The organism is Streptomyces sp. NPDC058045, from assembly GCF_042885635.1.
Classification (GTDB): Bacteria; Actinomycetota; Actinomycetes; order Streptomycetales; family Streptomycetaceae; genus Streptomyces.
The window spans coordinates 85,551-110,126 of record NZ_JBHVRR010000006.1; the positions used below are offsets into that span (position 1 = coordinate 85,551).

General features: G+C 73.3%; 18 protein-coding genes. 12 read left to right on the forward strand and 6 right to left on the reverse strand.

The window, feature by feature from the left end; all coding sequences use genetic code 11:
• Positions 1–95 precede the first annotated feature (95 nt).
• The 4 genes from ACFVST_RS06065 to nudC all read left to right on the forward strand — a co-directional run bounded on the left by ACFVST_RS06065 (position 96) and on the right by nudC (position 9,468).
• Entirely contained in the window at positions 96–3,428 is a 3,333-nt protein-coding gene (locus ACFVST_RS06065) for an ATP-dependent helicase (protein WP_390147318.1), read from the forward strand.
• A 90-nt stretch (positions 3,429–3,518) separates the two neighbouring features.
• Complete coding sequence (locus tag ACFVST_RS06070) at positions 3,519–6,992, forward strand: UvrD-helicase domain-containing protein (RefSeq protein ID WP_390147319.1); 3,474 nt, start codon at positions 3,519–3,521, stop codon at positions 6,990–6,992.
• 10 nt (positions 6,993–7,002) lie between these two features.
• The gene (locus tag ACFVST_RS06075; protein ID WP_390147321.1) at positions 7,003–8,424 is read left to right on the forward strand and encodes a dipeptidase; all 1,422 of its coding nucleotides are present in this window, start codon (positions 7,003–7,005) and stop codon (positions 8,422–8,424) included.
• Between the two features lie 96 nt (positions 8,425–8,520).
• Positions 8,521–9,468: an NAD(+) diphosphatase gene (nudC, locus tag ACFVST_RS06080; protein WP_390147323.1), complete on the forward strand. Its 948-nt coding sequence runs from the start codon at positions 8,521–8,523 to the stop codon at positions 9,466–9,468.
• Between the two features lie 14 nt (positions 9,469–9,482).
• Here the strand turns inward: nudC and ACFVST_RS06085 are convergent, their stop codons facing one another.
• Together ACFVST_RS06085 and ACFVST_RS06090 are read right to left on the reverse strand one after the other, a co-directional pair.
• Positions 9,483–9,725, reverse strand: coding sequence for a mycoredoxin (locus ACFVST_RS06085; RefSeq protein WP_390147325.1), 243 nt, complete (start codon positions 9,723–9,725; stop codon positions 9,483–9,485).
• 110 nt (positions 9,726–9,835) lie between these two features.
• On the reverse strand, positions 9,836–11,044 hold the full coding sequence (locus ACFVST_RS06090) for an LAETG motif-containing sortase-dependent surface protein (RefSeq protein ID WP_390147327.1): 1,209 nt from the start codon (positions 11,042–11,044) through the stop codon (positions 9,836–9,838).
• 346 nt (positions 11,045–11,390) lie between these two features.
• On the opposite strand from ACFVST_RS06090, the gene ACFVST_RS06095 reads away from it, so the two are divergent.
• The 4 genes from ACFVST_RS06095 to ACFVST_RS06110 all read left to right on the forward strand — a co-directional run bounded on the left by ACFVST_RS06095 (position 11,391) and on the right by ACFVST_RS06110 (position 14,939).
• On the forward strand, positions 11,391–13,610 hold the full coding sequence (locus ACFVST_RS06095; RefSeq protein WP_390147329.1) for an ATP-dependent DNA helicase UvrD2: 2,220 nt from the start codon (positions 11,391–11,393) through the stop codon (positions 13,608–13,610).
• 197 nt (positions 13,611–13,807) lie between these two features.
• A complete protein-coding gene (locus ACFVST_RS06100) occupies positions 13,808–14,086 on the forward strand; it encodes a hypothetical protein (protein WP_390147453.1) in 279 nt (92 codons plus the stop codon).
• A gap of 167 nt (positions 14,087–14,253) precedes the next feature.
• Positions 14,254–14,622, forward strand: coding sequence for a WhiB family transcriptional regulator (locus ACFVST_RS06105; RefSeq protein ID WP_390147330.1), 369 nt, complete (start codon positions 14,254–14,256; stop codon positions 14,620–14,622).
• Positions 14,619–14,939 carry a hypothetical protein gene (locus ACFVST_RS06110; protein ID WP_390147332.1) on the forward strand — a complete coding sequence of 107 codons (321 nt, stop codon included), beginning with the start codon at positions 14,619–14,621 and terminating at the stop codon, positions 14,937–14,939. The genes ACFVST_RS06105 and ACFVST_RS06110 overlap by 4 nt, the downstream gene beginning before the upstream one ends.
• A 501-nt stretch (positions 14,940–15,440) precedes the next feature.
• Here the strand turns inward: ACFVST_RS06110 and ACFVST_RS06115 are convergent.
• Both ACFVST_RS06115 and ACFVST_RS06120 read right to left on the reverse strand, forming a co-directional pair.
• Positions 15,441–16,895: an ABC1 kinase family protein gene (locus tag ACFVST_RS06115; RefSeq protein ID WP_390147334.1), complete on the reverse strand. Its 1,455-nt coding sequence runs from the start codon at positions 16,893–16,895 to the stop codon at positions 15,441–15,443.
• Between the two features lie 47 nt (positions 16,896–16,942).
• Positions 16,943–18,091, reverse strand: a complete 1,149-nt coding sequence (locus ACFVST_RS06120; protein WP_390147336.1) for a TOMM precursor leader peptide-binding protein — start codon at positions 18,089–18,091, stop codon at positions 16,943–16,945.
• Between the two features lie 393 nt (positions 18,092–18,484).
• Between ACFVST_RS06120 and ACFVST_RS06125 the strand changes: the two genes are divergently transcribed.
• The 4 genes from ACFVST_RS06125 (at position 18,485) to ACFVST_RS06140 (ending at position 22,415) form a co-directional block, all read left to right on the forward strand.
• Positions 18,485–19,081 (forward strand): M48 family metallopeptidase, encoded by a 597-nt coding sequence (locus ACFVST_RS06125; RefSeq protein ID WP_390147338.1) that lies wholly within the window; start codon positions 18,485–18,487, stop codon positions 19,079–19,081.
• 168 nt (positions 19,082–19,249) lie between these two features.
• Positions 19,250–20,953 carry a TerD family protein gene (locus ACFVST_RS06130; RefSeq protein WP_390147340.1) on the forward strand — a complete coding sequence of 568 codons (1,704 nt, stop codon included), beginning with the start codon at positions 19,250–19,252 and terminating at the stop codon, positions 20,951–20,953.
• A gap of 12 nt (positions 20,954–20,965) precedes the next feature.
• Positions 20,966–21,646, forward strand: coding sequence for an AIM24 family protein (locus ACFVST_RS06135; RefSeq protein ID WP_390147342.1), 681 nt, complete (start codon positions 20,966–20,968; stop codon positions 21,644–21,646).
• Positions 21,647–21,659: 13 nt separating this feature from the next.
• Positions 21,660–22,415 (forward strand): AIM24 family protein, encoded by a 756-nt coding sequence (locus ACFVST_RS06140; protein WP_390147344.1) that lies wholly within the window; start codon positions 21,660–21,662, stop codon positions 22,413–22,415.
• Between the two features lie 66 nt (positions 22,416–22,481).
• Here ACFVST_RS06140 and ACFVST_RS06145 read toward each other — a convergent pair whose 3' ends face one another.
• Together ACFVST_RS06145 and ACFVST_RS06150 are read right to left on the reverse strand one after the other, a co-directional pair.
• Positions 22,482–23,027, reverse strand: a complete 546-nt coding sequence (locus ACFVST_RS06145; RefSeq protein ID WP_390147346.1) for an NUDIX hydrolase — start codon at positions 23,025–23,027, stop codon at positions 22,482–22,484.
• On the reverse strand, positions 23,024–24,514 hold the full coding sequence (locus tag ACFVST_RS06150; RefSeq protein WP_390147348.1) for a zinc-dependent metalloprotease: 1,491 nt from the start codon (positions 24,512–24,514) through the stop codon (positions 23,024–23,026). Before ACFVST_RS06150 ends, ACFVST_RS06145 begins: the two co-directional genes overlap by 4 nt.
• Between the last annotated feature and the right edge of the window lie 62 nt (positions 24,515–24,576).

Here is a 24,576-nt window from a genome sequence, read left to right on the forward strand (position 1 = left end):
GCGCCCGCACCGGCCGACCGGGCCACGGCACCCGCCGCGGCCCGTGACCCCATCGAACGGCATGTACCGCACACCCACCAGGACCGGCGATCCACGTGAGCTCCCCTTCCACTGACCGGCACCCGCCGCACCAGCGTGTGCGGCGGGGGAGCCCGGACGCGTACCGGCTGGTGCTGACGGAGCCGGCGCCGGTGGAGCCCCCTCGTCTTGACGCAGCCCAGCGCGGCGTGGTTGACCACACCGGCGGACCGCTGCTGGTCCTCGCCGGGCCCGGCACCGGCAAGACCACCACGCTGGTGGAGGCCGTCGCCGCCCGCATCGCCCGCGGCACCCCGCCGGAGCGGATCCTGGTCCTCACCTTCAGCCGCCGCGCCGCCGTCGCCCTGCGGGACCGGATGGCGCTGCGCATCGGCGCCGCCCACGCCCCCCGCGCCACCACCTTCCACTCCTTCAGCTACGCCCTGGTCCGCGCCCACCAGGAGGCCGACCGCTTCCGCGAGCCGCTCCGCCTGCTCTCCGGACCCGAACAGGACGTCGCCGTACGCGAGTTGCTGGCCGGGCAGATCGACCTGGAGCGGGCCGGGCTGCGGCATGTGCGCTGGCCCGACGAACTGCGCGCCTGCCTCACCACCCGGGGCTTCGCCGACGAGGTGCGCGCCGTGCTCGCCCGCAGCCGGGAACTGGGGCTCGGCCCGGACGCACTCGGCGCCTTCGCCGCCCGCACCGGCCGCCCCGACTGGTCCGCGGCCGCCGACTTCCTCGCCGAGTACCTGGACGTACTCGACCTCCAAGGGGTCCTGGACTACGCGGAGTTGGTGCAGCGGGCGGTGCGGCTCGCGGGGAGTCCGGCCACCGCGGCCGACCTGGCCGGGCGCTATGACGCCGTCTTCGTCGACGAGTACCAGGACACCGACCCCGCCCAGGTGCGGCTGCTGCACGCGCTCGCCGGACAGGGCCGCACCCTGTACGCCTTCGGTGATCCGGACCAGTCCATCTACACGTTCCGCGGCGCCGATGTGAACGGCATCCTCGACTTCCCCGACACCTTCCCCCGTACCGACGGCGGGCCGGCGCCGGTGCATGTGCTGCGGACCGCGCGCCGCAGCGGGGCGGGGCTGCTGGCGGCGACCCGGCTGCTCACCCGGCGGATGCCGGTGCCACGGCTGCCCGCCGCCCTGGTCCGCGCCCACCGGGAGCCGGCCGCGGTGGACGACGGGGGCCGCGTCGAGGTGTACACGTACCCGACCGCCGGGGCGGAGCTGGACAACATCGCCGATCTGGTGCGCCGGGCCCATCTGGAGGACGGGGTGCCCTGGGGCGAGATAGCCGTCCTCACCCGCGCCGGGGCCCGCTCGCTGCCCGCGATGCGTCGCGCGCTGACCGCGGCCGGGGTGCCCCTGGAGCTGGACGGCAACGATCTGCCGCTGCGCCATGAACCGGCCGTCGCCCCCCTGCTGACGGCCCTGCGGGTGGTCGCCGAGGCGGCGGCTCGGGAACCGGCGAGCGGTGGCGAGGACGGCCCCGGGATCGACACCGAGACCGCGCTCACCCTGCTCGGCTCGCCGCTCGCCGGACTGGACGCCGCCGACCTGCGCCGACTCGGGCGCGCCCTGCGCGACGAGGAACGCGCCGCGGGCGATCCGGCACCCCCGCCCTCCGACGTCCTGCTCGCCCGCGCCCTCGCCGAACCGGAACGCCTGGTGGCCCACGACCCGTCCTACGCCCGCGGCGCCCGCCGCCTCGCCGAACTGCTGCGCACCGCCCGGGAACGGCTGGCCGCCGGGGGCACCGCCGAGGAAGCCCTCTGGGAGCTGTGGAGCGGCACGTCCTGGCCGCGCCGGCTGGAACGCACCGCCCGCCGCGGCGGCGCCGCGGGCCGCAGCGCCGACCGCGATCTCGACGCCCTCTGCGCCCTCTTCGCCACCGCGGCCCGCGCCGAGGCACGGACCGGGGGGCGCGGCGCGCTCAACTTCCTCAGCGAGGTCGAGGCGCAGGACATCGCCGCCGACACCCTCACCCGGCGCACCGTCCGCCCCGACGCGGTCCGCCTGATGACCGCACACCGCGCCAAGGGCCTCCAGTGGCGGCTGGTCGTCGTCACCGGAGTGCAGGAGGGGGTCTGGCCCGATCTGCGCCGCCGCGGTTCGCTGCTGGAGGCGGACCGGATCGGCCGGGACGGCCTCGCCCAGCCCCTCGGCCCCGGCGCCCTGCTCGCCGAGGAGCGCCGCCTCTTCTACGTGGCTGCCACCCGCGCCCGTGAACGCCTGGTCGTCACCGCGGTCAAGGCCCCCGCCGACGACGGCGACCAGCCGTCCCGCTTCCTCACCGAACTCGGCGTGGAACCGAAGGACATCACCGGGCGCCCGCGCCGGCCGCTGTCCGTCGCGGCGCTGGTGGCGGAACTGCGGTCCACCACCGTCGATCCCCGGGTCTCCGCGCCGCTGCGGGAGGCGGCCGCGCTGCGCCTGGCCCGGCTCGCCGCCCTGGACGACGGCGAGGGCCGCCCCCTGGTGCCCGCCGCGCACCCGTACCGCTGGTGGGGCATGGACGATCCGACGGACAACCGGGTGCCGCTGCGGGATCGGGACCAGCCGGTGGTGCTCTCCGGGAGCGCCCTGGACCAACTGGCCAACACCTGCGCCCTCCAGTGGTTCCTCAGCCGTGAGGTGAAGGCCGACGCGCCCGCCACCGCCGCCCAGGGCTTCGGCAATGTGGTGCATGTGCTCGCCGACGAGGTCGCCTCCGGTGACACCCCCGCCGATCTGGACGTGCTGATGGAGCGGCTGGACTCGGTGTGGGACGCGCTGGCGTTTGACGCCCCGTGGAAGTCCGTCCAGGAGAAGGAGAACGCCCGCGCCGCCCTGGAGCGCTTTCTGCACTGGCATGTACGGGACCGGTCCGGCCGCACCCCGGTCGCCGGGGAGCACGCCTTCGATGTGACGTTGAACGCGGGCGAGGTGGATGTGCGGATCCGCGGCTCGATGGACCGGGTGGAGCGGGACCGGGCGGGCCGCGCCTATGTGGTCGACTTCAAGACCGGCAAACAGGCGCCGACCCGGGCCGAGGTCGCCCGCCATCCGCAGCTCGCCGTCTACCAGTTGGCGGTGGGGCACGGCGCCGTGGACGAGGTCTTCGGCGGCGAGCGGCCCGAGCCGGGCGGCGCGGAGCTGGTCCAACTGCGGCAGGGCGCCACCGCGAAGGACGGCGGCGAGGACCTGCCCAGGGTGCAGACCCAGGAGCCGCCGGCCGCCGACGCGACGGGTGACGGGGAGGCCGGGGACGGCGACTGGGTGGGCGGGCTGCTCGCCAAGGCCGTGGGAAAGGTCCTGGACGAGCGCTTCACCCCGAGCGCGGGCCAGCACTGCACCCACTGCGCCTTCACCGCCTCCTGCACCGCCCGCGCGGAGGGCCGCCATGTCATCGAGTGAGGCCAGTGAGTCGACCGAACGGAGCCGCGGCGCCGCCCGCCCCAACGCCCCCACCCCCGTTGTCATAGTGCCCCGTTAACCTCGGTCGACGTGACGCCACACCTGACCGACCCCGAGCAGCTCAAGGAGTTGCTGGGCATCCCCTTCACCCCGGAGCAGACGGCCTGCATCATCGCGCCGCCCGCCCCGCAGGTGATCGTGGCCGGGGCCGGTTCCGGCAAGACGACGGTGATGGCGGCCCGGGTGGTGTGGCTGGTCGGTTCCGGGCAGGTCGCGCCCGAGCAGGTACTCGGCCTCACCTTCACCAACAAGGCCGCCGCCGAGCTGGCGGAGCGCGTCCGCAAGGCCCTGGTCCGCGCCGGGATCACCGACCCGGACGCGCTCGACCCGGACCATCCGCCCGGCGAGCCCGTCATCTCCACCTACCACGCCTTCGCCGGGCGGCTCCTCACCGACCACGGGCTGCGGCTCGGCCTGGAGCCGACCTCCCGCCTCCTCGCCGACGCCACCCGCTACCAGCTCGCCGCCCGCGTCCTGCGCGAGGCCCCCGGCCCCTACCCGGCCCTCACCCGCTCCTTCGCCGACCTGGTGAGCGACCTCCTCACCCTGGACGGCGAGCTGTCCGAGCACCTGGTCGAGCCGGAGCAACTCACCTCCTACGACGAGCAGTTGCTCACCGAGCTGGCCACCGCCCGCCTCAGCAACGCCGAGCTGCGCCGGGTGCCCGAGACGGCCGCCGCCCGACTCCAGCTCACCGAACTGGTCGGCCGGTACCGCACCGCCAAACGCGGCCGCGACCTGCTGGACTTCGGCGACCAGATCGCCCTCTCCGCCACCCTGGCCGCCCGCCGCCCCGAGGTCGGCGCGCTGCTGCGGGACGAGTTCCGGGTGGTCCTCCTGGACGAGTACCAGGACACCTCCGTCGCCCAGCGGATCATGCTCGCCGGCCTCTTCGGGCAGGGCACCGGCCATCCCGTCACCGCCGTCGGCGACCCGTGCCAGGCCATCTACGGCTGGCGCGGCGCCTCCGTCGCCAACCTGGACGACTTCCCGGAGCACTTCGCCCACGCGGACGGCGAGCCGGCCCGCCGGTACGCCCTCAGCGAGAACCGCCGCAGCGGCGGCCGCCTCCTGGACCTCGCCAACTCCCTTGCCGCACCCCTGCGTTCGCTGCACGCCGGAGTCGAGGCCCTGCGCCCGGCACCCGGCGCGGAACGGGACGGGACGGTGCGCTGCGCACTCCTCCCGACGCACGCCGAGGAACTGGCCTGGCTCGCCGACCGCATCGCCCACCAGGTGCACACCGGTACGCCCCCCGGCGAGATCGCCGTACTCTGCCGCACCGCCGGGGACTTCGCCGAGATCCAGGGCGCCCTGGTGGCCCGTGAGGTGCCGGTGGAGGTGGTGGGCCTCTCGGGGCTGCTGCATCTGCCGGAGGTGGCCGATCTGGTCGCCGTCTGCGAGGTCCTCCAGGATCCGGGGGCCAACGCCTCGCTGGTGCGGCTGCTCACCGGCCCCCGCTGGCGGATCGGCCCCCGCGATCTGGCCCTGCTCGGCCGTCTCGCCAGGCTGCTGGTGAGCCGCCAGACCCCGGAGGGCGACCGGGACACGCGGCTGGCGGAGGCCGTGGAGGGGGTCGATCCGGCGGAGGTGACCTCCCTGGCCGACGCCCTCGACACCTTCCTGGAGTCCCCCTTCACCGCGGACGCCGCCACCGGCCGCACCCCCGGGGACCCGTCCGCCGGGCTGCCGTTCTCCCCGGCCGCCCGGGTCCGCTTCGCCCGGCTCGCCACCGAACTGCGCGAGCTGCGCCGCGCGTTGGCCGATCCGCTGATGGACGTACTGCACCGGGTGCTGGCGGTCACCGGACTTGAGGTGGAGCTGACCGCGTCCCCGCAGGCGCTGGCCGCCCGCCGCCGCGAGACACTGGCCAACTTCCTCGATGTGGCCGCCGCGTTCGCCGCCTCCGACGGCGAGGCCACCCTCCTCGCCTTCCTCGGCTTCCTGCGCACCGCGTCCCGTTACGAGAAGGGCCTGGACAACGCGCTGCCCGGCGGGGAGAACACGGTCAAGGTGCTCACCGCGCACAAGGCGAAGGGCCTGGAGTGGGATGTGGTCGCCGTCCCGGGGCTCGTCGCGGAGGCCTTTCCGAGCAGCCGCGGGCGGGAGAAGTGGACGGCGCAGGCCAAGGTCCTGCCGCACGCCCTGCGCGGGGACGCGGCCACCCTGCCCGGGCCGCCGGCCTGGGACGCCAAGGGCCTGAAGGCCTTCCACGAGGAGATGAAGCAGCACCAGCACACCGAGGAACTCCGCCTGGGATACGTCACGTTCACCCGCCCCCGCACCCTGCTGCTGGGCTCCGGCCACTGGTGGGGCCCCACCCAGAAGAAGCCCCGCGGCCCGTCCGACTTCCTGCACGCGCTCCACCGGCACTGCTCCGCGGGGTACGGCGAGACCGAGGTGTGGGCGGAGCCGCCCGCCGAGGAGGAGAATCCCGCACTGCACACCGCGGCCGCCGAGCACGCCTGGCCGCTGCCCCTGGACGAGGAGGCCCTGGCCCGCCGCCGCCGCGCCGCCGCCCGCGTACTCACCCACCTCGACAGCCCGCCCGCCCCCGCACCCTCCCACCAGGACCCGGAGTGGCCCCCGCCGCCGGAGGACGAGCCTCCGGAAGACGCCTACGGCGACGAGTCCGGTGCCGTCGACCTCGCCTGGGAGGACCTGCCGCGCGAGCGCCCCACCGCCGGGGCACGGCCCACCGTCCCCCACCCCGCGCCACCGCCCGAGGACGGCATCCCCTTCGACGCCGAGCCCGATCCGGCCGGGCCCGAGCCCGTCGACCCCGAGCCCGTACTCACTCCGGAGGAGACCCGTACCGTGGCCTCCTGGGACCGTGATCTGGACGCGCTGACGGGGGAGTTGCTGCGGGCCCGGCGGACGGTCACCGAGGTGCCGCTGCCGCCTTCGCTGACCGCCACCCAGCTCCTCCAGCTCGCCGCCGACCCGGACGGACTGGCCCGCGACCTCGCCCGCCCCATGCCGCGCCCACCGCAGCCCGCCGCCCGCCGCGGCACCCGCTTCCACGCCTGGATGGAGTCCCGCTTCGAGGAACTGCGGCTGCCCCTGCTGGAGCCGGAGGAACTCCCTGGTGAGGACGCGGAGATCGCCGACGAGCAGGACCTCGCCGAGCTGAAGGCCGCCTTCGAACGCACCCCGTATGCCCGGCGCACCCCGTACCGGGTGGAGGAGCCCTTCCAACTCGCCGTCGCCGGGCGGGTGGTGCGCGGCCGGATCGACGCCGTCTACCGGGACGGCGAGGGCGCGGACACCCGCTACGAGATCGTCGACTGGAAGACCGGCCACCGCCCCGAGGCCGATCCGCTCCAACTGGCCGTCTACCGGCTGGCCTGGGCCGAACTGCACGGCCTCGCACCGGAATCCGTTATCGCCACCTTCGTCCATATCCGTACCGGCCGGATCGTGCGCCCGGCCCCCCTCCCCGGCCGCGCCGAACTGGAACATCTGCTCCGCCCCGCGGATCCCGACCGCCCCGGCAGGCCGTAGGCTCGACGGCATGAGCGAGCCCAGGGCCAGGGCTGACAGTGCCGTCAGCGCCGTCCGTACGTACGTCCGTGAGCACCGTGCCGCCTTCCTCGGCGATCTGGCGGAATGGCTGCGCATACCCTCCGTCTCGGCCCAGCCCGAGCACGCCGCGGATGTACGGCGCAGCGCCGAGTGGCTCGCCGGGAAGCTCGCCGCCACCGGCTTCCCCACCACCGAGATCTGGGAGACCCCCGGCGCCCCCACCGTCTTCGCCGAGTGGCCCGCGGACGACCCCGCCGCCCCCACGGTCCTGGTCTACGGCCACCACGACGTGCAGCCCGCGGACCGTGCCGACGGCTGGCACACCGAGCCCTTCGAGCCCACCGTCGCGGACGGGAGGCTGTACGCGCGCGGCGCCGCAGACGACAAGGGGCAGGTGTTCTTCCACAGCCTCGGGGTCCGCGCCCACCTCGCCGCGACCGGCCGCACCGCCCCCGCCGTCCACCTCAAGCTGCTGGTCGAGGGCGAGGAGGAGTCCGGTTCGCCGCACTTCCGCGCGCTGATCGAGGAGCACGCCGGGCGGCTGGCCGCGGACATGGTCATCGTCTCCGACACCGGGATGTGGTCCGAGGACACCCCCACGGTCTGCACCGGGATGCGCGGCCTCGCCGAGTGCGAGATCCGGCTGCACGGACCCGACCAGGACATCCACTCCGGTTCCTTCGGCGGCGCGGTGCCCAATCCGGTCACCGAGGCGGCCCGCCTGGTCGCAGCCCTCCACGACGACCGGCGGCGGGTCGCCGTCCCCGGCTTCTACGACGGTGTGGTCGAACTCACCGAACGCGAGCGGCAGTTCTTCGCCGAGCTGCCCTTCGACGAGGCGGCCTGGCTGCGCACCGCCCAATCGCACGCCACCCTGGGCGAGGCCGGATACACCACCCTGGAGCGCGTCTGGGCCCGCCCCACCGCCGAGGTCAACGGCATGGGCGGCGGCTACCAGGGCCCCGGCAGCAAGACCGTCGTCCCCTCCTCGGCGATCCTGAAGCTCTCCTTCCGGCTGGTCGCGGGGCAGGACCCGGACCAGGTCGAGAAGGCCGTCCGCGCCTGGATCGACGGCCGGCTGCCCGCCGGTGTCCGAGCCGAAGTGGCCTTCGGCGCCGCCACCCGCCCCTGCCTCACCCCGCTCGACCACCCGGCGCTGCGCTCCGTGGTACGCGCCATGGAGCGGGCCTTCGAACAGCCGGTGCGGTACACCCGCGAAGGCGGTTCGGGACCGGCCGCCGACCTTCAGGACGTCCTCGCCGCGCCGGTCCTCTTCCTGGGCATCTCGGTGCCCTCCGACGGCTGGCACGCACCCGACGAGAAAGTCGAACTCGACCTGCTCCTCAAGGGCGTGGAGACCGCCGCCCACCTCTGGGGCGATCTGGGCGAGACCTGGCACGATGCGCGCTGACCGCCGACCGACCCAGCCCACACGGCACACCGGACCGGCCGCCAGCACGCACCGGCCCGCCGAACACCCGACGCACCGGGGGAGTTGGAAGCAACCGTGACCACCTGGACCGACCGCAGCGCCGACCGACCGCTTTCCCTCGCCACCCCCAGCGGCATAGACCGCGCGGCGCACCACCGGCTGGACGAGCCCTGGCTGGCCGCCGCCTGGAGCCACCCCACGACCCGCGTCTTCGTGGTGTCCGGCGGCCAGGTCCTCATCGACCAGACCGCGGACGGCCGTACGGAACTGGTGACCACGGCGTCCTTCGACGCGCCGCTGACCGAGGCGCACCGCTACTTCCTCGGCACCGACGACGAGGGCATCAGCTACTTCGCGCTGCAGAAGGACTCGCTGCCCGGACGGATGGACCAGTCGGCCCGCGCGGCCGGACTGCGTGAGGCGGGGCTGCTGCTCTCCCCGCGCGACGCGGGCCTGATGGTGCACGCCGTGGCCCTGGAGAACTGGCAGCGCCTGCACCGCTTCTGCTCACGCTGCGGCGAACGCACCGTCATCGCCGCCGCCGGCCATATCCGCCGCTGCCCCGCCTGCGGCGCCGAGCACTATCCGCGGACCGACCCGGCGGTGATCATGCTGGTCACCGACGACCGGGACCGGGCGCTGCTCGGGCGGCAGGTGCACTGGCCCGAGGGGCGCTTCTCCACGCTGGCGGGCTTTGTCGAACCGGGTGAGTCCATCGAGCAGTCGGTGCGGCGCGAGGTCTGGGAGGAGGCGGGCGTCGTCATCGGCGAGGTCGAGTATGTGGCGAGCCAGCCGTGGCCGTTCCCGTCCAGCCTGATGCTGGGCTTCATGGCACGCGCCTCCTCGGCCGAGATCAGCGTGGACGGGGAGGAGATCTCCGAGGCGCGCTGGTTCTCCCGCGAGGAGCTGACCGCCGCCTTCGCCTCCGGTGAAGTCCTCGCCCCCTACGGCATCTCCATCGCGGCCCGCCTCATCGAGCTCTGGTACGGCGAGCCCCTGCCGAAGCCCCGCACCGCACGCTGACGCACCAGCGGGCGTCAGGCGCCGAGCTTCTGCTTGACCTGCGCCAGCGACGGGTTGGTCAGCGTGGACCCGTCGGGGAAGAGCACGGTCGGCACGGTCTGGTTGCCCCCGTTCGCCTTCTCCACGAAGGCCGCGGACTCCGGGTCCTGCTCGATGTTGACCTCTTGGTACGTGATGCCCTCGCGGTCCATCTGGCCCTTCAGACGGCGGCAGTAGCCGCACCACGTGGTGCTGTACATCGTCACAGTGCCCGGCATGTCTGTTGTGCTCCTTCACGGCTCAGGGGTGCGTGTTCGCACTGGACCGAACGTCCGGGAAGCGGCCCGCATTCCCGGCCCGCTTCCCGGCGCGTACCTCAGCGCGTATGTCAGGAGGAACTGCCCGACCTGCGCCGGCGTGCCACCACCACCGCGGCCCCGCCGACCAGCAGAGCGGCCGCCGCGGAACCGGCCAGCAGTGGGGTGCTGCCGGAGCCGGTGGAGGCCAGCTTGCCGCCGGACGGTGCGGGGGAGTGGCCGCCGGTGGTCCCGCCGGTCACGACGCCCGGGGCCGGGGCCGAGGGTGTGGCGGTGACCTCGTCGCCATGGCCGCCCTGGGGCTTGCCGCCGGACCCGCCGCCGGTGGTGTCGCCCGGCTCGCCGTCCCCGCCGCCGGTGACCTCGACCTTGAGGGAGGCGGTGTCGTTGGAGGTCTTGGGGTCGAACTCGGGGTGGATGTCGTAGACCGAGGTGGCCTTCACCTTGCCGGTGGAGGTGGTCGCCCCGGCCTTGATCTTCAGGCCGAAGGTGTAGCGGTGCACCGAGCCGACGTCGAAGGTGGCGTCCTCGGGCCAGCACACATAGCGGGGCTTGCCCTTGGTGCCGCCCGGCCCGCTCGGCCCGTCGACGCCGAACGGCGCGCACTCCTTCGGTACTTCGACGGCCTTGGTGCCCTTGGGGATGGTCACCAGTACGGCGGGCTGGTCGTCGCTGTCGTCGAGGTGCACCCAGCCGGGACCGTCGTTGCGGTGCCCGGCGGTGACATGCACGGTGTCCCCCGGCTCGCCCTTGGCGCGGTCGCCCTCGGCGGCCAGGTCGGCGGAGCTGTCGGCCTTGGCCTGGAGCTGGTGGTAGCTCTCGTCGTAGCCCTCGCCCGGCTCCTTCCCGTCCGCCGAGGTGCCGTACTCGACGGTCTCCAGCAGGGCGTTCGGCAGCACCTTGAAGGGGACCGGGACCTTGGTGTGGGCGCCGGGGGCGAGCTGTAGGTCGAGGTGGCAGACGGCCTGCTGCACCTTGTCCTTGCCGGTGGTGTAGGTGCAGCCGTCCTCGTGGGCGGGGAAGTCCAGGCCGCGGGTTATCCGGGTGCGGAAGACGACTCCGTCCACGGCCGCCTTGCCGCGGTTGGTGATCGTCACCTGCTCCGCGTTGGCCTCGCCCAGGGTCAGATCGGTGGTCTGCAACTCCGACACGATCAAATCGGGCCCGTCCTCGGCCGGTTCCGCCGCCGCGGAGGGCGCCAGGGCCAGCACGGGCAGCGCGGTGGCGGCGGCCACCACGGTGGTCGCGGCGGTACGGAGACGGGTGCGGTGCTGGGGCACGGTGGCTCTCCTGCGGTGGGGTGAGAGATGTGCGATGGCCTCGGCCCCGCGACCCGGAGGCCGCGGGAAGTACGTTCGCTGGGTAGACGCCGGAACGGCAACGGAGGTTGTAATTCCGGTAGTTGGCGACGGCGGCGACCGCTCTCGGGCACCGCCGGAACTGCGTATGGCCCGTCACGTTAGCCCTTCACAGCCCTCCGCAGAAGTTGTCCACAGGCCGCCGTGAAAGCCGTCCACAGTCCGCCGCCGAAACCGCCGAGCGTGGGATGAGCATCCGGTATGACCAATACCGCCTGCCTGTGGACAACCTGCCGGGGCACCGGAGGCGACCTGGCAGCATGGCGGGGTGACCTCAGCAACGCACTCCACCCTCTTCCCGCAGGACCCGCACCCGGGCAGGTCCACCGCGCCACCCCAGGGCGCGGACGCGGTGCTGGACGGGCTCGACCCGGAGCAGCGTGAGGTGGCGACGGCCCTGCACGGCCCGGTCTGCGTCCTGGCCGGCGCGGGCACCGGCAAGACCCGCGCCATCACCCACCGCATCGCCTACGGCGTGCACGCCGGCATACTCCAGCCCGCCACCGTGCTCGCCGTCACCTTCACCGCGCGCGCCGCGGGCGAGATGCGCGGCCGGCTCCGCGCCCTCGGCGTCCCGGGGGCGCAGGCCCGCACCTTCCACTCGGCCGCGCTGCGCCAGCTCCAGTTCTTCTGGCCGAAGGCGGTCGGCGGCCCGCTGCCCCGGATCGTCGACCGCAAGTTCCAGCTCGTCGCCGACGCCGCCGCGGCCTGCCGTATCCGGCTGGACCGGGGCGAGTTGAGAGACACCATCGCCGAGATCGAATGGTCCAAGGTCACCCAGACCGTCCCCGCCGACTATCCAGCCGCAGCCGCCGAGGCGGGCCGCGAGGTGCCGCGCCCCGCCGCCGAGATCGCCCAGCTCTACAGCGCCTACGAGGCCCTCAAGCGGGACCGCGGAATGATCGACTTCGAGGACGTACTGCTGCTCACCGTCGGCATCCTGGAGGACCGGCACGACATCGCCGAGCAGGTCCGCGCCCAGTACCAGCACTTCGTGGTGGACGAGTACCAGGACGTCAGCCCCCTCCAGCAGCGGCTGCTCGACCTGTGGCTCGGCGAGCGGGACAGCCTCTGCGTGGTGGGCGACGCCAGCCAGACCATCTACTCCTTCACCGGCGCCACCCCCGACCACCTGCTCGACTTCCGGCTCCGCCACCCCGGCGCCACCATCGTCAAACTCGTCCGCGACTACCGCTCCTCCCCCCAGGTCGTGCACCTCGCCAACGGCCTCCTCGCCCAGGCCGCGGGCCGCGCCGCCGAGCACCGGCTCGAACTCGTCTCCCAGCGCGAGAAGGGCCCCGAGCCCAGATACACCGAGTACGCCGACGAGCCGGCCGAGGCCGAGGGCGCCGCCCGCCGCATCCGCGACCTGATCGCCTCCGGCGTCCCCGCCAGCGAGATCGCCGTCCTCTTCCGCACCAACTCCCAGTCCGCCACGTACGAGCAGGCCCTCGCCGACGCCGAGGTGCCCTACCAACTGCGGGGCGCCGAGCGGTTCTTCGAGCGCACCGAGGTACGGGACGCGGGCGCCGCCCTGCGCGGTGCGGCCCGCTCCGGCGGCAACGACCGGCTGGTAGAGGAGGCGGTCGACCTGCCCTCCCAGGTGCGGGCGGTGCTCTCCACCCGCGGCTGGACCACCCGCCCGCCCGCCGGATCCGGCGCCGCCCGGGACCGCTGGGAGTCCCTTGCCGCCCTGGTCCGCCTCGCCGAGGAATTCGCCGCCACCCGCCCCGGCGCCACCCTCGGCGAGTTCGTCGGTGAACTGGACGAGCGGGCCGGCGCCCAGCACGCACCCACCGTCGAGGGCGTCACCCTGGCCTCCCTGCACGCCGCGAAGGGCCTGGAGTGGGACGCGGTCTTCGTCGTCGGCATCGCCGAGGGCATGATGCCGATCGCCTACGCCAGGACCGACGATCAGATCGAGGAGGAACGCCGGCTGCTCTACGTCGGCGTCACCCGCGCCCGGCAGCATCTGTCGGTGTCCTGGTCACTGGCCCGCTCCCCGGGCGGCCGGGCCGGCCGCAGACCCAGCCGCTTCCTCGACGGACTGCGTCCCGGCTCAGCCGGACCGGGCGCCCGTACGGCGGGAGCGGCGGGCGGTATCGAGCGGGGCACCGCCACCGCCGCCGAGGAACGCCCCCGCCGGCGCACCCGCACCGTGGCCCGCTGCCGGGTCTGCGGCCGCACCCTCACCGAAGCCGGCGAGATGAAACTGATGCGCTGCGAGGACTGCCCCTCCGATATGGACGAGGGCCTCTACCAGCGGCTCCGGGCCTGGCGCGAGTTGCAGGCGGGACGTACCGGGCAGCCCGCGTTCTGTGTGTTCACCGACAAGACGCTGATCGCCATCGCCGAGTCGGTGCCGGAGGAGGAGCACGATCTGGCCCGGATCCCCGGGGTCGGGCTCCGCAAAGTTCGCCGGTTCGGCACCGATGTGCTGGCCATCTGCGCAGGTCAGGACCTTGCGCCGGAGGCGGTCGAGGGCTGATGCGAAGTCGTCGCAAAAATAGTTTGCGCCCGCGCGGGGAATCCCCATAGGTTCTTAGCAACGGAAACGGTGGCTTCTTCGAAGCCCCGGTTCCGTGCTGTACTTGAAAGCATCGGACCGGTTCACCCCGGTCCCCGAGACGCCGAGAGGAGGCGATTCCAGTGATCAGCACCAACACCATCATCACGGCCCCGGCCATGACCGATCGCTCGGTCGTCGCTTCCTGCCCGCTCGGCCTCTCCCGAGGCACCGGTCTGTCCGGCATCTCCGCCGTGCGTTCCGGCGCCGCCCTGCCCATCGCCGGTCTTCCCGTCCGCGAGGGCAATGAGCGACCGACCAAGGCACCGGAAGCAGTAGCAGCGGCGCAGGCTCATGCCTATGCCTTCGCGGCAGCCGGTGCCGGATTCCGGAAGCAGAACAAGCAGCACACGATGTGGGCCTTCCGTGGGCTCGATCCCTGGAGTGATCCAGTCTGATCCTCGATCAGACCGGCGCCTTCAGGGCCGCGGAACCCCACCCGGGATCCGCGGCCCTTCTGTTTTCCCCATCCGGGACTACGGAGCGAAGGGGCCCGGGGACAGAAACCCGGTACCAGATGCCACCCGGCCGACCGGCCGGCACGACCAGACGAGGAAACAACACCGTGCAACTCGAAGCGCACGCCCCGTCCGTACCGCAGTCTCACCCGATCTCGCCGCCCGGCTCCACGGAGGACCCCGCCTTGACCCCCCTGACCGCGCTCACCGCGCTCGACGACGCCATCGAGAACCTCGGCGTGCCCGTACCCTGCCGCTCCTACGACCCGGAGGTCTTCTTCGCCGAGTCCCCGGCAGACGTCGAGTACGCCAAGTCCCTCTGCCGCACCTGCCCGCTCATCGACGCCTGCCTCGCCGGCGCCAAGGAGCGCCGTGAGCCGTGGGGCGTCTGGGGTGGAGAACTCTTCATCCAGGGCGTCGTGGTGGCCCGGAAGCGTCCGCGCGGCCGCCCCCGCAAGAACCCGGTCGCCGCATGAACGCCACCGGAACGATCGACCGACCTCTGAAGCACGACCCCAGGAAACAGGCCCCGATGAAGCCATCCGTCAACGACCCCGCGAAGGCCACGCCTTCGGACACCACCAGCGGCGCGATCGCCTCGCGTCAGAACAGGAACCGCGAGATGCAACTCATCCCAGAAGCCCTGGCGCGTGCGCATATGCACGACACCATGCGCCAGGCCGAGGCCGGTCGTCCGGCCGCCCGCCTGGTGGCGGCGCGGCGGATGCAGCGCCGCGCCGAACGCGCGTCGCTCCGCGCCCGCCGCGCCCTGGCCATGGCGGTCATGCAGTAATCCGGGACTGGGCCGCACCCCCGCGGCCCAACCGGCCGAAGTTGTCCCCCGGGGGAAAACTTCGGCGGTACGGCACTCCTCGGGGGCCGGTCCACCAGGACCGGCCCCCGAGGCACGTCCACACCGCCTGGCCCGGCCCGTACGACCGAACAACAGCCCTTCCCGGGAAGGGAGTTGAGGCTCAGGCGGCTCCCTGTGCGGTGCGCGTCGGGGGCTCGCACCCGCCTTGGCCGGAGGCCTCGCACTTGCCCCGGCCGGGGCTTTCGGCCTCTAGGCCGTGTCCGGAAAGTCCCTCCCCCAGCCTCCGGCCGGGAGGTGCCCCCAGCCCCGCGACGCCTGGCACGCACTCTCGCCGCACCGGCCAAACGCCCAAGTACGTCCAGTACGAGGGTGTTCGGCCGGCACGCCGAGAGCACGCACCATGGGGGCACCTCCCAGCCGTCAGGCTGGGGGAGCCGCGGGGCCGCCCTCCGGGCGACGGCGGGACTTTCCGGACACGACCTAGGCCTCGCCCGGTACCGCGGCGGCGGTGCCCTCCTCGGCGGGTTCCTCGGCCGGCTCGTCGGTGGTCGGCTGCTCGGGCAGGTCCGCGGTGGCCTGCTCCGGTACCTCCGCGGCGGCGGTCTCGGCGGACGGGTCGAGGAAGCCCGGCAGCCAGGCCTCCAGCTCCTCGCGCATCCGCACCTCCGCCCCCAACTGGCACAGCACGCCGGTGGTGCTCAACATCGCCCGGTGGATCAGCACATACGACGGCGGCAGGTTGAACTGCTTGCCCAACTGGCGGGCGGGGGAGCGCAGATCACCTATACGCGAGGCCTCACTCCGCAACCAGCTACGGGTGAACTCGAACGACTCCTCGCGGGCCGGCTCGATGACCGGCAGCAGGTAGTCGAGCACCGCCGCCGCGTCCAGATCGTCCTTGTCCTTGAGGAACCCCTCCTCGCACAGCATCTGGTACACCGCCTCGGCCTCCCCGTCCAAGGTCATCCGCACCGCGACGCCGATCATCGGCGGCAGACCGCCCGGCAGCCGGTCCACGGTGCCGAAGTCCAGTACGCCCAGGCGCCAGCCGCCGTCCTCGTCCGGCACCAGGCGGAAGTTCCCCGGGTGCGGGTCCGCGTGCATCAGGCCGGTACGGGCCGGGCCGGAGAACAGGAACCGGGTCAGCAACTGGCCTGCGCGGTCCCGCTGTTCGCGGCTGCCGTCGCTGATGACTTCGGACAGCGGCACCCCGTCCAGCCACTCCGTCACCAGCACCTGCTCGCACTGGTGCACCACCCACGGCACCACCACATCCGGATCCTCGGCGAACTCCTCCGCATGGGTCTGCTGCGCCGCCGCCTCCAGGCCGTAGTCCAACTCCTCGGCGACCCGGTCCCGCATCTCGGCGATCAGCGGTTTGACGTCGATGCCGGGGTTCAGCGGTCCCAACAGGCGGGCGAGGCGGCTGAGTTGGTTGAAGTCGGAGAGGAGCGCCGCACCCGCACCCGGATACTGCACCTTCACCGCGACCGCCCGACCGTCCTTCCACACCGCCCGGTGCACCTGCCCGATTGAGGCGGCCGCCGCGGGCTCGTCCTGGAACTCCAGAAAAGACTCCCGCCAGTCCTCGCCCATCCGCTCGGCCAGCACCGCGTGCACGGTACTGGGAGGCAGCGGGGGCGCCGCCTCCTGGAGCCGGGTGAGCGTGGCCCGGTAGGGACCGGCGATCTCCTCGGGCAGCGCGGACTCGAAGACGGACAGCACCTGCCCGAACTTCATCGCCCCGCCCTTCAGTTCACCCAGCACCTTGAACAACTGCTCGGCGGTGCGCTGCTGAAGCTCCCGGCTGACCAGGTCGGCTGACTCGCCCACGATCCGCTTGCCGAGCCCCCAGGTGGCGCGGCCCGCGAAGCTCAACGGCAGTGCGGCCAGCTTCGCGGTGCGTGTGACAGCCTTCCGAGGTAGATCAGACATGCGCTCCTCCAGGACCAGACAGCGGTGCCGCCTTCAGCGGTTGACGGTCATTGTGTCGTGCCGGGGTGGACCGGGGCGGCGCCTCCCCTCGCTGCGGTCCGCGACGCCCCCTGTGTGTCCGGATCCCGCGCACCGCATGGGCAGCCAGGGTGCGGCCGTACCGCCCGGGAGTGCCAGTGCAGCCGCGGGACCGCGGCCTCCCAGCGGGCGCCCACCGTGGCCGGTCTCGCTCCGTCGAGGAAGGACAGGGCGTGGCTCGCGGCGAGGCCCGCCACCGCGGTGGTCAGCGCGAGATCCCCGGTGGGGACGCGGCTGCGGCGGCCGGAACGCCACTGCGCCACCAGCCGCGGCCACGCCGGATCACGCTCCGCCCGCGCCCCGGCCAGGCACTCGGCGCAGGCCGTCTCACCCGGCACCACCAGCGGGCCCAGTACCGCCGAGCCCTCCAGGGTGCCCGCGAAGAGGTGCGGTACGCCCGTCGACAGCAGGTCCGCAACGGCCAGCGGATCGGGCGCGAAAGCGTCCAGGCCCTCCCGCGGAGCGACGATCACCAGCGCCAGAGGGACACCGTCGGCACCGGGGCCGGCGCGGGCCGTGGCGCGCGGTGGCCGCTCGGGCGCCGCCCTCGCCACCGCCCGCCGTGCCGCATCCGCCCGCCGTCTGCCCACCGCCTCCACGGGCAGCCCGCCCGGGGCCACATCCCACGGCTCCACCCGCCCGCCGTCCGCCACCTCGACCCGGCCGACCCCGGCACCAGCCAGTACGGCGGCCGCCACCGAGCCCACCCGGCCCGCGCCCCGCACCTGGACTCTGAGGGCACGCCGGGCCGCGAGCCGGGTCAGCCCGCCGCCCGGCTCGGGGCTGGTCACCGTCAGGGAGGCCAGGTCGGGCCGGAGCCGGTCCAGCGTCTGTGGGCGTACCCGCAGGGCCTGGACGCCGGGGCCGCCGCCGGTGGCGTCGTCCAGCAGGCCGGCGCCGACCAGCCGGGCCAGCAGGGTGTCCGCGTCGTCCGCCCGCAGCCCCAGAGACACGGCCTCCGCACGGAGTTGGGGCACGCTGCGGGTGCCGTCGACCAGGGTCAGAAAGCGTCCGGTGGCCGTGTCGACCGGGCCGAGGAGGACCGCGTGGGCGGGGGCGGCACCGAACTGGAGCGTATGGAGATCGCGCCAGGCGCGACGCAGTGCAGGCTTCAGCAAGGGATGCCCCAGCCCGGCCACTTCCCTCCCCGCCCGCGTCTCCGGCCGTCGCGCCACCGGCCGCGTCACCGTCACCGTTTGCGTCTGCGTCTGCATCACGTGAACACCCCTTGCTTCTCTCGGTTCTCTGGGTTCTCTCGGTTCGTTCGTCGTCCCGCTGTGCTGCGGAACGGACTCAGCGTGCCCCCGGCCCGGGTGCTCGTGCTGAAAGTTGTCCACAGGCTCGGGAGTTCGTCATACGAGTACGAGGAGCGGGAGGAGCGCGATGAGTCGGATGAGGGGGGTGAATGTTATGAATGGGATGAGTCGGATGAATCGTGCGGACGGGGAGGGGCTCGCGTGGGTGCGTCCCGGGTCGGGGTTTCTGTCAGAGCCAGCGGGTACGGTCGGAGCGTGTCCGCCGACCCGCTGCACCGTGCCTCCACCCCACCGCGCCGCACCGCGAGCCAGCCTCCCGCAGGCCGTGCCGCGGGCCAGGTCGAGGTGCGCCGGAGCGCCCGCCGCCGCCGTACGGTCTCGGCGTACCGGGAGGGGGACCGGACGGTGGTGCTCATTCCGGAGCGGATGTCCGCGGCGGAGGAGGAGCGCTGGGTCACGGTGATGCTGGACAAGCTGGCGGCGCAGGAGAGCCGCCGGGTGCTGGGGGACGGCCAACTCGCGGAGCGGGCCGCGCAGTTGTCGGAGCAGTTCCTCCGGGGCGAGGCCCGGCCCGAGAGCGTGCGCTGGGTCACCAACCAGAACACCCGCTGGGGTTCCTGCACCCCGGCGGAAGGCAGTATCCGGCTCTCGCACCGGCTTCAGGGGATGCCGGAGTTCGTCGTCGACTATGTGCTGCTGCATGAGCTGGCGCATCTGCTGGTGCCGGGGCACGGGCCCGGTTTCTGGCGGTTGCTGGAGGCGTATCCGCGGACCGAGCGGGCCCGCGGCTATCTGGAGGGTGTGGTGGCCGCCGACCGGCTGCCGCATCTCTCGGCCGACCGCACCGGGTGATCCACCGGCCGGAAGGCCCGTCCCGCCCGGCGATCTCCGGGCCACCCGACGGGCCGTTCCGGGGGCATCGGTTCTGTACCGGCTCTGTACCGGCTGCCGCCCGGCCTGGGATTAGCCGCTAGCCTGGCGCGACGCAATCACCTTCGGGATGGGGGACGGTCGTAACGCATGGCCAGGGAATTCCAACGCGGCCACAAGGCCAGGATCAGTGACCTGACTGCGGGGACGGATCTGTATGTGGGTGTGCAGATCGCCGGCCCGGGGCTGGGCTTCGACATCAGCTGCTTCGGTCTCGACGCGGACGAACGGCTCTCCGACGACGCCTACTTCGTCTTCTTCAACCAGCCCAAGAGCCCCGAGGAGGCGATCCAGCTCCTGGGCGCCCAGGCCGGCGACACCGAGTCCTTCCGGGTCACCCTGGACCGCATCCCGGCGAAGATCCAGAAGCTGGCGTTCACCGCGACCCTCGACGGCGCCGGCCAGATGTCGCAGGTCGGCCCCGGCTATCTGCGGATCGTGGCGGGCGGCGAGGAGGTGTGCCGGTACTCCTTCGACGGGTCGGAGTTCTCCACCGAGCGCGCGGTGATGCTGGGCGACATCTATCTGAAGGACGTGTGGCGCTTCGCCGCGGTCGGCCAGGGCTTCGACGGCGGACTGGAGGCGCTGCTGCGGAACTTCGGCGGTGAGGTGCTGGAGGAGGAGTCCGCGCCCCAGCAGCCCCAGCAGCCGGACGCGGTACCCGGTTTCGCGCCGCCCGCCCAGGCCGGGGCGCCCGCCCCCTCGTTCGCCCCGCCCGCCGGAGGCGCCGCCCCGCAGCCGCCCCCCGCCCAGGCCGCCCCGCCCGCCTTCGGTGCCCCCGCCGCCCCCCAGGCCCCGCAGCCCGCGGCGTTCGCCCCGCCCGCCGGCAGCACCCCGCCGCCCGGGAACCAGGCGCCGCCCGAGAACCCCTCGGTACACGGCGCGCCGACCATCATCGCCCCGCTCGCCCCGCCCGGCGGCCCCGTGCACCCGCCCGGCCCGGCGCCCGCCCCCGGCCCGCACGGGGTCCCCGGGCAACTGCCGCCGCCCGGGCAGCCCTTCGGCCAGACCCCGCCGCCGCCCCCGGGCTATGGACAGCCCGCACCGCCCCCCGGCTACGGCCAGCCGCCTCAGCCGGGCGCGCCCACCCCGCCGCCGGGGTACGGGCAGGGCACTCCGCCGGCGCCGGTGACACCCGGGGTGATGGGCGCGCTCAGCCTCTTCAAGGAGGCCGCCAACGGCCAGCGTTGGACCCAGCAGAACAAGAAGCTGGTCCGCGTCGACCTCGGCGTATCCGAGCAGCCGGTCCTCGCCCGCCAGGGCAGCATGGTGCTGTACCAGGGCAAGGTCGAGTTCTCCTACAAGGGCGCCGGCATCCGCGGCCGCATCGTGGGCAACGCCACCGGCCAGGAGCTCCAGTTGATGCGCTGCTCCGGCCGCGGCCAGGTGTTCCTCGCCGAGAGCGCCTCCTATCTGCACCCCATCGAGCTCCAGGGCGACGCGATCTGCGTCTCCGCGGAGAACGTCCTCGCCTTCGACGAGACCCTCCAGTACGAGGTGCGCCGGATCGAGGGGCACGGCATTCCCGGCGGCGCCCTCTTCACCATGCAGTTCCAGGGCACCGGCACCGTGATCGTCAAGACCCACGGGGTGCCGGTGGTACTGCCGGTGACCCCGACGACCTTCGCCGACTGCAACGCGATCGTCGCCTGGTCCGCCGCCTCCCAGGTGATCGTCTCCAGCCAGGTGCAGATGCGCCGCAACGCCTACCCGGGCGCCAGCGGCGAGAGCATCAACCTCCAGTTCCGCGGCGCGCCCGGCAACTTCATCATCGTCCAGCCGTACGAGGTCTGAGGGGCCCGAGTCATGAACCAGCAGCTCGCGGGCTTCGCGCCCGCACCCGTCGCCGCCCGCATGGAGAACCACGGCAACCACATGCTGAAGGTCGCCATGCAGAGCGGCCAGGACCTCTTCGCCCGCGTCGGCTCGATGGTCGCCTACGAGGGCTTCGTCCAGTACGAGCCGAACCCGTCGGCGGTACGGCAGATCGCCCGGGACTGGATCACCGGCGAGGGCGCCCCGCTGATGAAGTGCTCCGGCGACGGCCTGCTCTACCTCGCCGACTACGGGGCGGACGTCGTGGTGGTCAATCTCTCCGGCGACGCCCTCTCCGTCAACGGCACCAACCTCCTGGCCTTCGACGCGCACCTCCAGTGGGGCGTGGAACGGGTCAAGGGCCTCGCCAAGTTCGCCGGGCAGGGCCTGTGGAACATCCAGGTCTCCGGCCAGGGCTGGGTCGCCCTCACCACCCGCGGCACCCCCATCGTGGTGGACTGCGGCAGCGGCGAGGACGAGACCTATGTCGACCCGGACGCGCTGATCGCCTGGTCGCCCAACCTCAAGGTCAAGGGCAAGCGCAGCTTCAAGGCCGGCTCGCTCATCGGGCGCGGCAGCGGCGAGGCCTACCAGATGGGCTTCTCCGGGCAGGGCATCGTCGTCGTACAGCCCAGTGAGGACAGCACCGACCGCCTCCGCATGAGGGGCTGAGGGGGACACCACCATGCAGAGCCCGCTTTTCGGCTACACCGAGCAGCAGACCCAGGACCGCTGGTCGCTGCAGAACCCGCAACTGCTGCGCGTCGCCCTCGAAGGCCACGACGACGTCCTCGCCCGCAAGGGCGCCATGGTCGCCTACCAGGGGCTGATGGAGTTCGAGGGCGAGTACCAGACGCACGGCCAGCGCCATGCCCGCGCCCACACCGGCGAGGGCCTCGACCTGATGCGCTGCCACGGTCAGGGCGTCATCTACTTCGCCAACCTCGCCCAGCACATCCACCTGGTCGACGTGGACCAGGACGGCCTCACCGTGGACAGCGCCTATGTCCTCGCCATGGACTCCACCCTCCACCACGAGGTGATCGCGGTGGACAGCCAGTACGGAATCTCCGGCTCCGGCAAGTACCAACTGGCCATCACCGGCCGCGGCAAGGTAGCCCTGATGACCTCGGGCCACCCCCTGATGCTGATGGTCACCCCCGACCGCTACGTCAACGCCGACGCGGACGCGGTCGTCGCCTGGTCCAACGGGCTGCGGGTGCAGATGCAGGCGCAGACCCACTCCTCCGGCGTCTGGCGGCGCCGCGGCCACACCGGGGAGGGCTGGGAGCTGAGCTTCATGGGCCAGGGGTACGCCCTGGTGCAGCCCAGCGAGGTGCTCCCGCCGCAGCAGGCCGACATCGGCGGGGGCCTGATGGCCCAGTACGGCATGGGCCAGCAGGGCGCCCGCGGCGCCAACCAGGGCAACGTCTGGAACTGACCCGGAACGAGAGGCAGTTGGGGCGCACGCGCTATGGCGTGCGCCCCAACTGCCGTTCAGTACAAGTCAGTTGCTCAGCCGCTGCCTGGTCGCCGCCACCAGCCGCACCACCGACTCGTCCGCCACCGCACCGACCTCCGCATAGGGGAACCAGCGCAGATCCAGCGACTCCTCGCTGATCGCCTCCACCGCGCCGGGCGGGGCGATCGCCGCGTACTGCACATCCAGGTGCCAGGCGCAGGGGGTGTGGTGCCGGTCCAGGCGGACCGGGCCGCCGGGGAGGAGGCTGAGCCCGGCGACACCGGACTCCTCGGTGGCCTCCCGCAGCGCGGCCGCCGCCAGGCTGCCGTCCTCCGGCTCGCAGTGCCCGCCCATCTGCAACCACATCCGCATCTTGCGGTGGAGCGTCAGCAGGACCCGCTCCCGCTCCGGGTCGACTACCAGGGCGCTGGCGGTGATGTGGCCGTCGCCGCAGGCCTTCCACATACCGTCGGGCCGGCTCGCCAGATGGTCCAGGTAGAGCCGGCGCAGCCGCTCCTGCTCCGTCCCGGCGCCGTGGCCCGATGTCCCGTAGCCCTCCAGGACCAGGAGGGCGTCCGCACGCAGACTCACCGGCGGCCGTCGCCCTCGCCCTCGTCACCGGGCTGTGAGTCACCGGGCTTGGCGTCGCCCGGCTCGGCGTCGTCGGGCTTGGTCCCGCCGTCGTCCTTGGTGAGGTCCGGGGACTGGCGGGTGCCGCCCGCTGCCTCGCCGAGCATCTTGTCCAGCTCGGAGAAGTCCAACTGCTCGCGGTGCACGAAACCGTCCGGGTCGTCCAGATCGGAGGCGGTGGGCAGCATGTCCGGGTGGGCCCAGATGCCGTCCCGGCCGTCCACCCCGCGGGCGTCGGTGAGCGAGGCCCACAGCCGGGAGGCGTCCCGCAGCCGGCGCGGGCGCAGCTCCAGACCGATCAGGGTGGCGAAGGTCTGCTCGGCGGGGCCGCCCGTCGCCCGGCGGCGGCGCAGCGTCTCCCGCAGCGCGTCCGCGGAGGAGAGCCGGGGCTTGGCCGCGGCGTGCACCACCGCGTCCACCCAGCCCTCCACCAGCGCGAGCGCCGTCTCAAGCCGGGCCAGGGCCGCCTTCTGCGCCGGGGTGTCCTCGGGCTGGAACATGCCCTGCTGGAGCGCCTCCTGCAACTGTTCCGGATTCTGCGGATCGAGCTGCCCGACCACGTCTTCCAGCTTCTGGGTGTCCACCTTGATGCCGCGGGCGTACCCCTCGACCGCGCCGAACAGATGCGAACGCAGCCACGGCACATGGGAGAAGAGCCGCTGGTGTGCCGCCTCCCGCAGGGCGAGATAGAGCCGCACCTCCTCCAGCGGAACCCCGAGGTCCTTGCCGAAGGCCTCGATGTTCACCGGCAGCAGGGCCGCCTTGTCGGACGGGCCGAGCGGCAGGCCGATATCGGTTGACCCGACCACCTCGCCCGCCAGCACCCCGACGGCCTGCCCGATCTGGGTACCGAACATCGCGCCGCCCATCGAGCGCATCATCCCGATCAGCGGGCCCGCCATGGCCTGCATCTCCTCCGGGAGCACATCGCCCATGGCGGCGCCGACCCGCTCGGCCACCGGATCGACCAGCTCCTTCCACACCGGGAGGGTCGCCTCGACCCACTCGGCGCGGCTCCACGCCACCGAGGAGGCCGAGCCGGACGGCAGGGACGTCGCGCCGTCCAGCCACACGTCCGCGAGGCGCACCGCCTCCTCCACCGCGGTGCGCTCCGCGGGGCCGACGCTGGCGTCCTTGCTGCCGTCGGAGGTGCCCTGGGAGACGGTCTGGCGGGCGATCTGCTGGGCCATGTCCCAGTTCACCGGGCCGCCCTCGTAGGAGAGCATCTGGCCGAGCTGCTGGAAGGCGGCGCCGAGGTCCGACGGGTTCATCGAGCCGAACATCGCGGCGAAGGGATTGTCACCGCCGGAGCCGCCGGCGCCGAGTCCGAAGCCGAAGGGGTCGGCAGGTCCCTGGCCGGCCCCGCCCTGCTGGTCCTTCTTCCTGCCCTCGTCGCCGTCCTCCGGCTCCTCCGGCGGAAGGCCGAAACCGAATGGGGTGTCACTCACGGGATTCCTCGGCTCGTCGGGCCGCCGGTTCGGTCCGACGGCGGCTGCCCTGCATCACCACC